The organism is Spirochaetota bacterium (assembly GCA_004297825.1).
In the GTDB taxonomy this organism is placed as follows: domain Bacteria; phylum Spirochaetota; class UBA4802; order UBA4802; family UBA5368; genus FW300-bin19.
In genome coordinates this window covers 1-12,644 of record SCSX01000011.1, presented here as the reverse complement: position 1 = coordinate 12,644, position 12,644 = coordinate 1, and the positions used below count along the sequence as shown (strand labels likewise).

At 55.8% G+C, this 12,644-nt stretch carries 10 protein-coding genes and 2 tRNA genes; 8 read left to right on the top strand and 4 right to left on the bottom strand.

Annotated features, from left to right (window positions below):
- The first annotated feature begins 26 nt into the window (after positions 1-26).
- The 7 genes from EPN93_01665 (at position 27) to EPN93_01635 (ending at position 6,241) form a co-directional block, all read left to right on the top strand.
- Positions 27-1,562, top strand: coding sequence for a tetratricopeptide repeat protein (locus tag EPN93_01665; GenBank protein ID TAL39376.1), 1,536 nt, complete (start codon positions 27-29; stop codon positions 1,560-1,562).
- A gap of 14 nt (positions 1,563-1,576) precedes the next feature.
- Entirely contained in the window at positions 1,577-2,353 is a 777-nt protein-coding gene (locus tag EPN93_01660; GenBank protein ID TAL39401.1) for an inositol monophosphatase, read from the top strand.
- 305 nt (positions 2,354-2,658) lie between these two features.
- A complete protein-coding gene (locus EPN93_01655) occupies positions 2,659-3,807 on the top strand; it encodes an acyl-CoA dehydrogenase (protein TAL39375.1) in 1,149 nt (382 codons plus the stop codon).
- A gap of 80 nt (positions 3,808-3,887) precedes the next feature.
- Positions 3,888-4,520, top strand: coding sequence for a hypothetical protein (locus EPN93_01650; GenBank protein ID TAL39374.1), 633 nt, complete (start codon positions 3,888-3,890; stop codon positions 4,518-4,520).
- Between the two features lie 162 nt (positions 4,521-4,682).
- A complete protein-coding gene (locus EPN93_01645; GenBank protein ID TAL39373.1) occupies positions 4,683-5,951 on the top strand; it encodes an adenylosuccinate synthase in 1,269 nt (422 codons plus the stop codon).
- A 78-nt stretch (positions 5,952-6,029) separates the two neighbouring features.
- A tRNA-Lys gene (locus EPN93_01640) sits at positions 6,030-6,102 on the top strand.
- Positions 6,103-6,168: 66 nt separating this feature from the next.
- Positions 6,169-6,241: transfer RNA gene (locus tag EPN93_01635), tRNA-Glu, on the top strand.
- Positions 6,242-6,385: 144 nt separating this feature from the next.
- On the opposite strand, the gene EPN93_01630 is transcribed toward EPN93_01635, so the two are convergent.
- Positions 6,386-6,568, bottom strand: a complete 183-nt coding sequence (locus tag EPN93_01630; GenBank protein ID TAL39372.1) for a hypothetical protein — start codon at positions 6,566-6,568, stop codon at positions 6,386-6,388.
- Between the two features lie 205 nt (positions 6,569-6,773).
- Here EPN93_01630 and EPN93_01625 point away from each other — a divergent pair, with 205 nt between their 5' ends.
- Entirely contained in the window at positions 6,774-9,788 is a 3,015-nt protein-coding gene (locus EPN93_01625; protein TAL39371.1) for a PAS domain S-box protein, read from the top strand.
- 3 nt (positions 9,789-9,791) lie between these two features.
- On the opposite strand, the gene EPN93_01620 is transcribed toward EPN93_01625, so the two are convergent.
- The 3 genes from EPN93_01620 to EPN93_01610 form a co-directional block, all read right to left on the bottom strand.
- Positions 9,792-10,544 carry a response regulator gene (locus EPN93_01620; protein TAL39370.1) on the bottom strand — a complete coding sequence of 251 codons (753 nt, stop codon included), beginning with the start codon at positions 10,542-10,544 and terminating at the stop codon, positions 9,792-9,794.
- 62 nt (positions 10,545-10,606) lie between these two features.
- A complete protein-coding gene (locus EPN93_01615; protein TAL39369.1) occupies positions 10,607-11,773 on the bottom strand; it encodes a class I SAM-dependent rRNA methyltransferase in 1,167 nt (388 codons plus the stop codon).
- 3 nt (positions 11,774-11,776) lie between these two features.
- Positions 11,777-12,343: an SGNH/GDSL hydrolase family protein gene (locus tag EPN93_01610; protein ID TAL39368.1), complete on the bottom strand. Its 567-nt coding sequence runs from the start codon at positions 12,341-12,343 to the stop codon at positions 11,777-11,779.
- Positions 12,344-12,644: the final 301 nt, after the last annotated feature.

Genomic DNA, 12,644 nt, shown 5'->3' with positions numbered 1-12,644 from the left:
TATTTCAATGAAGGTTTAAATCGGGTATGTGCAAAAAGTGCCCGAAAGGACAGAGGTTCTACCACACGATGAATATGAGGCGCGGCGTACGACAGGCCCTTGCTCTCGGGATCATCGCAATGATGACGGCATCCCTTCATGCCCAGGATCCCACGGACCATACGAAGAAAGGCGTCCAGCTGAGCGATAAGAAAGCATATGACGAGGCCATCAAGGAGTTCGGGAAGGCCATCGACATTTACAACAACTCGTCCGCGAGGGCTTACCACAACATGGGACAGGCTCTGGAGCTAAAGGGCGAGCTTGTCAAGGCGCTGCCCTATTACGAGGAAGCCATCAAGAGAAACCCGGCACAGGTACCCTCGTTCGAGCGGCTGGGCTCCCTCTATTTCCAGACGGGAGATTTCGAGAAGGCGGTGGCCACGGGAGAGCACGTACTGAAGATTGACCCGAACAATAAGGAAGTGATGCAATGGCTTCCCGACGCGTATAAAATGAAGCTCCAGCGGCAGCAGGAGATGCTGCTCGCGAAACAGAAGGAGGATGAAGAGAAAAAGCGGAAAGCTCTGGAGCAGAAGAAGGCCGAGGAGAAGCAGTATGAGGAGGAGCTCGACAAGAAAAAACTCCCCCGCATACTGTACGCAAGCCTGGATTTCACGACGCAGATCGGTTATTATTACGACAGCGGCAAGTTCAAGCTGAAAACCGACGACGGACTGCTCGTCGATGTGCCAGAAACGTTGTACGTGGATTTCACTCCGACCAAGGACTGGGAGATCGAGTTCAAGACCGGGAATCCGCATTTGGGTGCCGCATCACCCAACCTGGTCAATTATACCGAAACGCTCCAGGCCGCCTATTTCCTGGACAAGTATGCCATCGGTGCCGGCATGAGGGGCACCCATTACGGCGATAATTTCGCCTTCGTGAATTCCGCGGGCCCCGCGAAAAAGAAATACGTGGAAAATGATTTCAAGATCGGGATCGTGTTCGGGAAAAGGGAAGAAAAGTCCACGCTGAAAGTCGCGATTTACCCCAGATTCATGCCGCAGGACACCAAGAACTCAAAGGGCAAGACTCTTGATTCGGGCTTTTACGAGTTCAGCTACAACTACACGTTCGACCGCACGGTATCGTATTACTCGCGGGTGACGGGGTACGATTTTTATTATTTCGACAACGCCAATCGTCTCTCGAACTACTGGGGATTGTACGAGGTGGCGGTGGGGGTCGCGTTCAATAAATACAACGATGTGACCAAGGATAAATCCCTGGTGTTCACCGTGGAATTTCTGGAGCGTATCTACCTTCGCAACCTCAACAACGACGAGCCCTACGATGTGGCGAATGGGCAGGGGATGTTCGGCATCGACGCGAAAAACTGGGCCAAGGGGCGTCCCTTTTCGGGATACTATACAAATTCGCACAGCCTGTTTTTCCGTGTCGATGAGATCGTGACAAAGAACGCCTTCGTATACCAGAAGATAGGCTATGAAATGAATACGGGCCGGGGCACCAATAACGAGATCAGTCTCATGCTCGGTGCGGGCGCCCTGCTATAATGGCGCACCCCGGCCTGCTTGAGTTCTCGAGGGAGATAGCCCTCGCCGCGGGATCGATTCTCCTCAAGGGGTTTCGCTCCTTCGACACCGTAGTCACCTACAAAGGCCCTTCCAACCCGGTAACGAATATCGACAGGGAATCCGAGGAGTTCCTGTGCGGCAGGATTCGCGCGCAGTACCCGGACCATGCTATCGTGGCCGAGGAGGGGGGAAGCATCGACCGCGACGGGGAATACCTGTGGTACGTGGATCCCCTGGACGGCACTACCAACTTCGCCCACGGCGTGCCCATGTTCTGCGTGTCCATAGGCGTGTATTCAAGGCCGCTTAAAACGGTGGTTGCCGGCGTAGTGTACGATCCCTTTCATGAAGAGCTTTTCACTGCCGCGCGGGGCTCGGGTGCGTTTCTCAACGGCGCGCCCCTGAGGGTGTCCAAAACGGATGACCTGCAGCATGCGCTCCTGGCGACCGGATTCCCCTACGACAAGGGCACCTCGGACGACAACAATCTGCCGCAATTCGTGAGGGTGCTCCCCCAGATTCAATGCATCCGCCGGTTCGGTTCGGCCGCGCTGGACCTGTGCTACGTCGCCGCGGGAAGGCTGGACGGGTACTGGGAATTCAAGCTGAATCCCTGGGACACTGCCGCGGGAAGCCTCATCGTCGCGGAGGCGGGCGGTGTCGTCACGACGACCGGGGGAAAGCCCTTCGACCCTGTGAGTCCCGAAATACTCGTGAGCAACGGCATCATTCACGCGCGCATCCTCGCGCTGCTCGCGGGTGCGGGCTGAGCGAGCGCGTTGTAACCTGTACAGTCTGCGTTTGAAATTACGGGCTTCCCCGTATCAGCGGGCGCGATAAATAGTTTCGGGATTCACACCCTTCCTTGCCGCTCACGCGTTCTCCATCCGTCCCCGCCCCCTTGCCCGCATGAATGCGGATCCTGCCCTGATGCGATATCGGACCCCCGATACTGAGGCGAAGCAATAAAAACGGTAACCCTGGACGGGCGCGAGCACGCCGGGGATTTTGTGCTTGCCGAAATAATGTAATATTGTATTATATATTACCATATTACATTATTTGGAGGAGCCCCATGGAACGGAGCCTGCCATTCTCCCAGGAGCACAGCATTTTTATCGAGGCGTTCAGAAAATTTCTCACCGCGGTCATCGCGGACCAGTACGAGGTCTGGGAAAAAAACGGCATCGTTCCCCGCGAGGTATGGAAGAAATTCGGGGAAAACGGGTTTCTCGTTCCATGGGCGGCGGAAAAGTACGGGGGGGCGGGCGCCGATTATCTTTACTCCGTGATCATCGCGGAGGAGCTCGCCCGGTTCGGGGCCGGGAGCGTCTTCGTGCCGCTGCATAACGACATCGTTGTTCCGTACATCGAAGCGTTTGGGACGGAAGAACAGAAGCAGAAATGGCTCCCCGGGTGTATCAGCGGCGATTGCATTACCGCGGTCGCGATGACGGAGCCCGAGGCGGGATCGGACCTGGCCGCGATCAAGACCAGCGCGGTGAAAAAGGGAAACACGTGGGTGATGAACGGCCAGAAGACCTTCATCTCGAACGGCATTCTGGCCGACCTCGTGGTGGTGGCGGCAAAAACGGGGGGTTCCGATACACCGGTGCATCAGTCGGTGAGCCTTTTCGTGGTCGAACGGGGCGCGCCCGGATTTTCGCGCGGGGAACCGATTAAAAAGATAGGCCTGAAGGCGCAGGATACCGCCGAGCTCTTTTTCGACGATTGCGAAATTCCCGAGGGCAACCTCCTGGGGCAGGAAGGCCTGGGATTCATCTACCTCATGCAGAAGCTGCAGCCGGAAAGGCTCCTGTGCGCGATAGGTTCACAGGCCGCCGCGGAAAAATGCTTCGAGATTACAGTCGAGTACACAAGGGACCGCAAGGTGTTTGGCAAGCCGCTGTCGAAGTTCCAGAATACGCAGTTCGAGCTCGCCGAGATGGCCACGGAAATCGCGGTAGGCCGCAGCTTCGTCGACGATCTCATCAAGGCGCATATGGCCGGAAAATCGGTCGTAAACGAGACCTGCATGGCGAAATTCTGGGTCACCGAGATGGCCAAGCGGGTCGCCGACCGGTGCCTTCAGCTGTTCGGGGGATACGGCTATTGCACCGAATATCCCGTGTCCCGGTTTTACGTTGATGCGAGGGTGCAGACGATCTACGCGGGCACCTCCGAGGTGATGAAAATGATCGTGGCCCGGGGACTGGGCCTCTAGGGAACAGGCAAATTGTCTAAAATTTGGGCTTTCCGGTTCCGATAAAAGGATGTAGACATCTCTACACTCCGGAGTGAGCCATGGTACGACAGTTGTGCGCAGCAATCATTACGTTAGTTACGGTCATCACGCTGACCCCCCTGAGGGCACAGGACGCAGTGGGCAAGGACGACAAGGGAAAATCGGAATCGAGAATCCCTATCCAGTCCCGGTTCAGTTCCGATTTCAAGATAACCGAAAATTATTTCAATCGGCGAATCGATTCCGGGGGCGCGGGCGACGTGCTCGAGGTGGAATTAATAATCCAAAACCTGACCGACAAGCCTCAGGATTTATACATTTTTGCGGTCGCGACCACAGAAAAGGTGGAGAAGACAAAATCGAGCTTTGAAAGGCCTATTCCGGAAAAGGAGAAAATGCGTTCGTTCGTGCCCTACCCGGAAAACATGGCGAATTTCGAATACGATGTCCCGGAGAAGAGCGGGAGCAAATCGCTCATAGCGTATCCAAAGAATCCCCGGGAAGGGATTGACCCGTCCACCGGGAAACCGTATACCCTGAAGGTCAATGATAAGCTGGTCGTAAGGACGTATCATTTGAGCCGCTACCGGAAGGACTTCAAATTTTTCAATTTTCTTACGGTGATCATTTTCAATAGTGAGGGTAACCCGGTTTTCAAGCAGAAGTATGAGATCGAGGGAGTGCGGCGCTGAAAAGGGACGCGCGATGAACGGCAAAATCCACGGGCGACCGTGGATTTTTTGTTGTCAGGCGCGTTGGTCGATCCGGCGCCCGGATGAAAAAAGCTTGTTATTTTAGTAAATTTTTCTAGGCTGGCACCAATGCGCATTACCACGGAGAAAGGCGGCTAAGGGATGAGTTGTATCGCGGTTCTGGGAACGCAGTGGGGCGACGAGGGAAAGGCCAAGATGATCGATTATTACTCGGCCGCCTCCGACATCATCGTACGCTATCAGGGTGGCGCGAACGCGGGCCATACCGTCGTTATCAATGATAAAAAATACATATTTCATCTGATTCCCTCCGGCATACTTCATAAAGACAAGACCTGCGTGATTTCCAACGGGGTAGTGCTCGATCCCGAACAGCTCCTTACGGAGATCGATATGCTCGCCAGGGACGGCATAACCGTTTCGGGAAGGCTGTTTATATCGGACGCCGCGCACCTGATCCTGCCCTACCACAAGGCGCTCGACGCGGCCATGGAAGAATCGAGCTCCAACAAGATAGGAACCACGCGCCGGGGCATCGGCCCGAGCTACGCCGACAAGGCCCTGCGTATCGGCATACGCGTGGGCGATATCCTGGACGACGCATACCTCGTAGAACGGGTGAACCAGGCTCTCAGGATAAAGAACGTTCATCTTGAAAAAATATACGGTTTGGAGCCATTCAAGGCGGCGGATGTGATGGACCTGTTGCGTTCATTCAGGGAGCGCATCGGCGACATGATCGTGAACACCCAGAACTTTCTGTACCAGGCGCTGCGCGAGAACAGGAAGATCCTTCTCGAGGGCGCGCAGGGGAACGCGCTCGATATCGATCACGGCACATTTCCTTTCGTGACCTCGTCGAACACGACCATAGGCGGCGCCCTCACCGGTACGGGACTTCCCCCTTTCGCGATCAAGGAAGTGATCGGCATTACGAAGGCCTATGTGACCAGGGTGGGTGAGGGTCCGTTTCCCACCGAGGACAAGGGAGAGATGGGAATCCTGCTCAGGGAGAAGGGTGGGGAATTCGGCTCCACCACCGGTCGGCCCAGGCGGTGCGGGTGGTTCGATTGCGAGCTGCTGAATTTCGCGAAGCGGACGAACGGCCTCACGAGCATCGCGCTCACTAAGCTGGATGTGCTGAGCGGCATGAAGAAAATTCGCATTTCCGTGGGCTACGAGATGAACGGCAGGCGGCTGGAGTACTGTCCCACATCGAGCCTGGATCGCATTTTGCCGGTCTACGAAGAGCTGGACGGTTGGGACGAGGATATTTCAAAATGCCTGAGCTACGAAGAGCTCCCCTCGCGCGCGAAAGAATATATCAGGTTTATTACAAACGCGCTCGATCTTCCCATTTCAATCGTTTCCGTGGGTCCGGACAGGAAGAATACCTTCGCGATGCTGTAGCCGGTCGATTCCGTCCAAAAATAATTTTGATTTGACAGGTTCAATGCGCTTATTTATTTGTTTCATTAAGTTTCTCGCGAGTCGCTAGCTCAGTCGGTAGAGCAACTGCCTTTTAAGCAGTGGGTCCGGAGTTCAATTCTCCGGCGACTCAAACGAGCCGGTCAAAAAAAAGATTGACCATTCATTGACCGTTTCTATAGTGACTGCCGTATCGCATGTCCCCGTCGTCTAGGGGTCTAGGACACCGGGTTTTCATCCCGGCAACAGGGGTTCGAATCCCCTCGGGGATGCATGGAGAGGCTCGCGAAAGCGAGCCTCTCTTTTTTGTGGAGGCGAAAATTATACAGCCGCGGCCGCGGGCTACAATCCCGGGTGCCGCACCATATTAAAGAGGATGGATCGACTTATTGTACGAGGGGAGATCCGGCGTCCGATCAGCCGGCTTTTTTTGAGATTCTATTCGTGGCGTCTTTCCTTGGGCAATCCAGTACTATCCTTTCATCAAGCGTGTTCGCGCATGTGATCCTGTAGTCTTTTACCCTGAAAAAACTACAAATGATCTGGCCGATATTTTCATCGAAGTAAAACTCGCATTGCCTGCATTCCTCGATCTTCATGATTTCTGACTATGCCTCCTGAATGTAGCTGCTATCGATAAGCGCGGACAGGAAAGCAGTATATAAAAATTATGTCATGAATTTTTTACTATTTCAGGTTTTTTTCCCGGGGCGTGTGAAAATATTTTAAAAGCGCCTATCTTGTAATTAGCCTGAATCCAGATAAAGTGGATAAACGAGTAGCCAGGAACCGGATGCGAAACACATGAACTCCCGTCTGCGTTCGCTTTTCGAAAAAAATTATCAGCCGATCATCCTTGTCGACCGGCGCTACCGTATCGTCGAATCCAATGAAGCCGCATTGCTGTGGGTGTCCTCCGTGCACGGAGTATCCATACGGAAGGGCAATTCCGTACTCGAGTATCTTGCGCGGGAGGATATCGAGGAATTCACGGCTGTATTCAACGACATCCTGTTCGGCAGGAAAGACCGGCATCTGATGTTCAGCGTGACCGCGGGGTTGGACAGTGAATTCTGGTTCGAGTACCATCTGTACCCGGTATCCCACAAGGGACGGGTGGAATACGTTTACCTGGTAGTCGGGGACATCACTGAAAGGAAAAATGCGATCGACGAGGTCGCGCGCAATGCGCGACGTTACCAGTCCATGATTAAAAATTCCACAGACATTATCGGCATCATCAGGGAGGACGGTACGATTGGATTCATCAGCGATTCGGTAATGCAGGTGCTGGGTTACCGTCCCGCGGAACTGGAGGGGCGGAATTTTCTCGATTACGTGTTCCATGAGGATGAGGCGAGGATATCGGCACGATTAAAAGCGGCGATCGATTCAAGCGATCAGGCGTTCGAGTTCCGGTTCAGAATAAGGCACAAGGATGAATTCTGGGTGTTCATCGAGGCCATGGGGACCAACCTGATTCATGAACGCTCGGTGGGCGGTATCGTGCTCAATATGCGCGACGTGACCGAGCGGATGCATATCGAGAGCATGCTTGTGAAGATCAACCGGCAGAACGAGCTCATCCTCGAGTCCGCGGGGGAGGGAATCTATGGAATCAATACGCACGGAATGATCACGTTCGCCAACCCGGCCGCGGCGCGGATGCTGGGGTTCAAGGTGGAGGAAATGATAGGCCAGAATCACCGAAATATACTTCAGCTCCTCCCCCCGGCGGATGAGGCTTTCCCCGGGATTCCCGCTCCCGGATATGGACGCGATCCGTCCGGCGGGCTAAACAGCGCGCAGTTCGTGCTCAAGCGTCTTGACGGGACGATCTTTCCCGCCGAATGCGTAGTCTCCCCGATCAACGAAAAGGGAACGGTGGTGGGCGCGGTGGTGGCGTTTAAGGATATTACGGATCGCGTTCAGGCCGAGGAGGCGCTCAGGCGATCGCGGGACGAAGCGGACGCGGCAAATCGCGCAAAAAGCGAATTCCTTGCGAATATCAGCCACGAGATAAGAACGCCCATAACCAGTATTATCGGATTTCTAGACCTCCTTGAGGATTCCAGGCTCGACAGGTCGCAAACCGAGTACATTCGCATCAGCCGGCACAGTGCGCAGACCCTTCTCGATATCATCAATGACATTCTCGATTTCTCGAAAATCGAAGAGCGTAAAATTGAGATTTCCCCGCACGAATTCAACCCGATGATCGCGTTCGAATCCTCCGTGGAGCTGCTCTCGGCGCGTGCGCGGGGGAAGCGTGTCGACCTGCACGCGTTTATCGACCCCCGGCTGCCGTTTCTCATCGGGGACGAACTGCGCATCAAACAGGTGCTTAATAATCTGATCGGGAACTCGGTGAAGTTCACCCCCGCGGGAGGGACGATCTTCGTCGAGATCGTGGGCGGCGAGGGCTCGGCAGGCAGCTGCCGGGTCCGTTTTTCAGTAAAGGACTCCGGTATCGGGATACCCCAAGATAAGCAGGAAATGATCTTCGAATCGTTTACACAGGCGGATTCGTCGATCGCGCGCGAATACGGCGGGACGGGGCTTGGGCTGGCGATAAGCTCCAACCTCGTGAAGATGATGGGAGGGAAGCTTGACCTGGAGAGCGCTGTCGGGAAGGGCAGTTGTTTCAGTTTTATGCTTGAACTTCCCATCGGGGAAACTCGAAAAAGAAATTCGAAGCCGGATACATCTGAAATTCGCGCGGCTATTTATTCGCCGCCCGGGAGAGACCAGGCGCGCGAACAGATTTTCGAGCGGTACCTGCGCGCAATGGAAATACCTGCCGCCGTGGTGAGCTCGTTCCATGAGCTTGAAGCGATGGGGCGATGCGATCTGGCAGTCGCATCCATCATGGCCTTGGACCGTGAATCGAGGCGAAAGCTGGGGTCGTTGGATTTCCCGCTCGTGCTGACGGGGGAGGAGCCCGAGCGCGCGGAAGCCGAGGAGGTCGATGCGGATGTATTCATTCCCTACCCGGTTACCGCGACAAAAATCGAGGAGGCCCTGCGCATACTGCGACTGGGTCCCGCGGAAAATGAAGTTGCGGGAACCGGCCTGAAGAACCCCTCGAAAATAAACGCGCGCATTCTCCTCGCGGAGGACACCCCGGCGAACCAGCTCCTCATGCGCCGTATGCTCGAAAAGCTTGGCAGTACCGTCACGTTGGCTGAAAACGGGGAGGAAGCAGTTGAACTCTGGACAAAGGGAACGTACGATGCGGTGCTGATGGACGTCAATATGCCGGTATGCGACGGTGTGGAGGCCACGAGACGAATACGACATATGGAAAAGGAGAATGCGCTTCCCCGAACCAGGATAATCGCCCTTACCGCCCGTGCGTTGAAGGGCGACGAGGAATCCCTGATCGCTGCGGGGATGGACGGATATCTTTCGAAACCGGTGAGCCTGGCCTCGATTCTCGATGTATTAAAAACGGCTCTTCCCGGAGCGGCGGATCGGATGGGGGGCGGGGACGATACGGGGGAAACGGCGAGGACCGCCGCCGACCTGGGGATCGACGAGGAATCGCTCCTGGAGCTTGTGGAAGAGTTCCTGGGCTCCTGGGAGGATTACGTACCGCCTCTTAGAAGGCTCGCCCTGGAAAACGAATTCGCCGAAATGCGTTTTCTCGCCCATCGCCTCAAGGGCGCCAGCGCCAACTTCAGGCTGCACCGGCTTGCCGAGATAGCGGGCGAAATCGAGAGCGCCAGCGCAGCGCGCGAAACGGCGGATTACACGGGAATGGCTAACCAGGTGGAAACGGAATTCGCCCGTCTAAGGAGGCACTATCGGGTCAACTAGGGGCTACATTTTCTGTTTCTGGGCGAGGTAGATATCAAGGTCGCCCATTGAAATGTGCAGCCTGATGGTGTCGCCGAAATCGGCGCCTCCGACGAGGGACCCGTAGTGGCGCCCGGCCACCAGGTGTACCTCGCTCCCCGCGAAGATCGTAAGGATTACCGAGATCGCCTTGACGTCTTCTTCCGACATGTCGTCAAGCCGGCGAAGATCGAATACGATATCGTCGCTTTTCACAAGCTTGACGAAAAAAGGCGTAAAGATTTTCCGCGCCTCCTGGAGCACGGCCCTATCGCGGATTCCCTTCAGGAACGTGATCATCGTCGTCTTCCCGCCGCGCGCGACCTGGATGTACTCCGTGCGTTCCGCGAGCTCTTTCAGCTTGTGAATCTTGCCGATCTGCAGCGCCGATTCAATTTTTTGATTGAGCGCGTGTATTTCATGCGGCTTTACCATGTAATCGATGGCGCCCAGGCCCATTGCGGTCACGACATCGTCATGCTTCGATTTCGCGGTGAGAATGATGACGGGAATAGGCTTCAGCTGTTCGTCCTTTTTCAGCACGCGCAGGGCCTCGAAGCCGGTCATGCGCGGCATCATGACGTCGAGGAGGATGAGATCGGGATTCCCGGTTCTGGCGAGCCCGATACCCTCCTGCGCGCTCTGGGCGGTTATGACCTGGTACCCGAGATTTTTAAGCTGCTCGTCGAGAAGCCTCAGGGTGGTTTTTTCGTCGTCTATAGCGAGAATAAGATGCATTGGGTCCCCTGAAAATAATCAACAATCGATCCGCGATGAGGTCAAGAAATATTCCGGTGTCGTTAATCGACATGGATAAGGAGCGATTTCAGGTAGTGCCCTTCCGGGTGAAACAGGCTCACGGGGTGATCGGCCGGGTGGTGAAGCGCCGAAAGCATCACTGCGTTGCGCCCGGCGTCCGCCGCCGCCCCGAACACGATTTTTTGAAAAAGGTCCATGCCCACGTACCGCGAACAGGAGCACGTCAGCAAGAGCGCGCCGGAGGGGCATTTTCGTATCGCCTGGAGGTTGAGCTCCTTGTAGCCGCGGCACGCGCTGTCGACCGCATTCCGCGATTTAGTAAAGGAGGGGGGGTCGATAATGATTAAATTGCTTTCGATGCTGCGCTCGCGAAGGAACAGGAACGCATCGGCCGCTATCGCCTCCTGTGCCGGAAAGCCGTTGTCTTCGATATTTCGCGCGAGCATACGGAGAGCGTCGGCGGACGAGTCCAGGGAAATGACCTGAGAGGCGCCGCCCGCGAGCGCGGCCACCGCGAATCCCCCGGTATAGGCAAACAGGTTGAGGACCCTTCTTCCCCGCGCGAGCGAGCGTACCAGCGCCCTGTTGTCGCGCTGGTCCAGGAAAAAGCCCGTTTTCTGTCCCCGCTTCACGTCGACGTGGAATTTCATTCCGCGTTCCGTGATGACGATGTCGTCGGGTGTGGTCCCCGATACCTGCCCGGTGCGCTCGGAAAGCCCCTCGAGCCCGCGCCCGGCGTGATCGCTTCTTTCATAAATGCTCGACGGCTGCAACTGCGCGCCGATTATCGAGAGGATATCGTCCCGAAGGCGGTCCATCCCGAGCGTCATGAACTGGACGACCATGTGTCCCGCGTAATCGTCCAGCACCAGGCCGGGAAGCGAATCCCCCTCGGCGTTGATGAGGCGCAACGCGTCCGTGTCCGCATGAAACGGAAGGGTGCGGCGCCGCGCGACGGCGTTTCGCACGAGGAGCGCGAGGAAATCGCGATCGATCTCCCTGGAGCCGAAGGAAAGCATGCGGACGCATATCTGCGATTTTGAATTGTAATAGCCGTAGCCCAGGAGCGCGGACTGCGCGTCGAGGACCGCAATAATTTCCCCGTCCGATATTTTCCCTTCCAGGCGGGAGATTGCCCCGGAAAAAATCCAGGGATGCCTGTTGCGAACGGGCTTTTCTTTGCCCTTTTTCAATACGATTGCGTTCATGGCTTATCCGCACACTCCGTTCCTGGCAAACGCCTTGATCAGCGCCTTGGCGTAGAGCCGATGACCTTCCTCGTTGGGGAGGCGTTCGTCCTTCTGCACAAGCTCCTCGTGTTTCCTTCCCGTTTCGTACAGGTGGTTCATCCAGGCAAGGTGCACCGGCACGAACACGCACGCGAGATCCTGTGCCACTTCGCGCATGGTGGAATAAAAAATCCAGGCGGCGTCCATCTCGACCGGGTTCGGGAAGCTGTGCGAGCCCATGAGATAGATTTTGGGATTGAATCGCACACGCGCCAGCCGTATGACCTGGACGAGATTTTCGCGGAATTCGGATCGGTACACGGGACGGTAGATGTCGTCGATCCCGAAATGAAGTACCAGGATGTCCGGGCGAAACTGCTCTATGTCGGGGGCAAAATCCCAGACGGCCTGGAATGAGGTGTCACGCGCGCGTGAAACATTCAGCACCTCCCGCCCGTCCGCGGCAAGCCGTTCGCGCACGATGTCGACGTAGGATCGCGCGGCCCCGATTCCCGCGGCGATGCTGCCGCCCCTTATTAGTATGCGCATTGAAAGTCGTCCCCCGGTAACGCCGGCTGATTGTAACGCGAAGGGATGGGGGGCTGTCCAGTTATTTTCGGGCCAGGACCGGAAGCGCGCGGAGTGTGAATTATATTTCGGGCGCCCGGATCATAGCCGGGAAAACCGTTCATATTTTCCATGCCCCGTTCGTATTCACCCTGGACGCTCAGTTTTGTCCCGGAGGATACGGAATGCTTCGCACTTCTATAAATATGAGCCACATCGTCTACGTGAATATCGCCCTTGCCGCGGCAAAACTCAAAACAAGCCGCCAGGCTGTCGTCATCAT

Bases quoted from the DNA above. Each gene is read 5' to 3' on its own strand.
- EPN93_01665 (TAL39376.1), top strand. From the start codon at position 27: ATGTGCAAAAAGTGCCCGAAAGGACAGAGGTTCTACCACACGATGAAT.
- EPN93_01655 (TAL39375.1), top strand. From the start codon at position 2,659: ATGGAACGGAGCCTGCCATTCTCCCAGGAGCACAGCATTTTTATCGAG.
- EPN93_01650 (TAL39374.1), top strand. From the start codon at position 3,888: ATGGTACGACAGTTGTGCGCAGCAATCATTACGTTAGTTACGGTCATC.
- EPN93_01645 (TAL39373.1), top strand. From the start codon at position 4,683: ATGAGTTGTATCGCGGTTCTGGGAACGCAGTGGGGCGACGAGGGAAAG.
- EPN93_01630 (TAL39372.1), bottom strand. From the start codon at position 6,568: ATGAAGATCGAGGAATGCAGGCAATGCGAGTTTTACTTCGATGAAAAT.
- EPN93_01625 (TAL39371.1), top strand. From the start codon at position 6,774: ATGAACTCCCGTCTGCGTTCGCTTTTCGAAAAAAATTATCAGCCGATC.
- EPN93_01620 (TAL39370.1), bottom strand. From the start codon at position 10,544: ATGCATCTTATTCTCGCTATAGACGACGAAAAAACCACCCTGAGGCTT.
- EPN93_01615 (TAL39369.1), bottom strand. From the start codon at position 11,773: ATGAACGCAATCGTATTGAAAAAGGGCAAAGAAAAGCCCGTTCGCAAC.
- EPN93_01610 (TAL39368.1), bottom strand. From the start codon at position 12,343: ATGCGCATACTAATAAGGGGCGGCAGCATCGCCGCGGGAATCGGGGCC.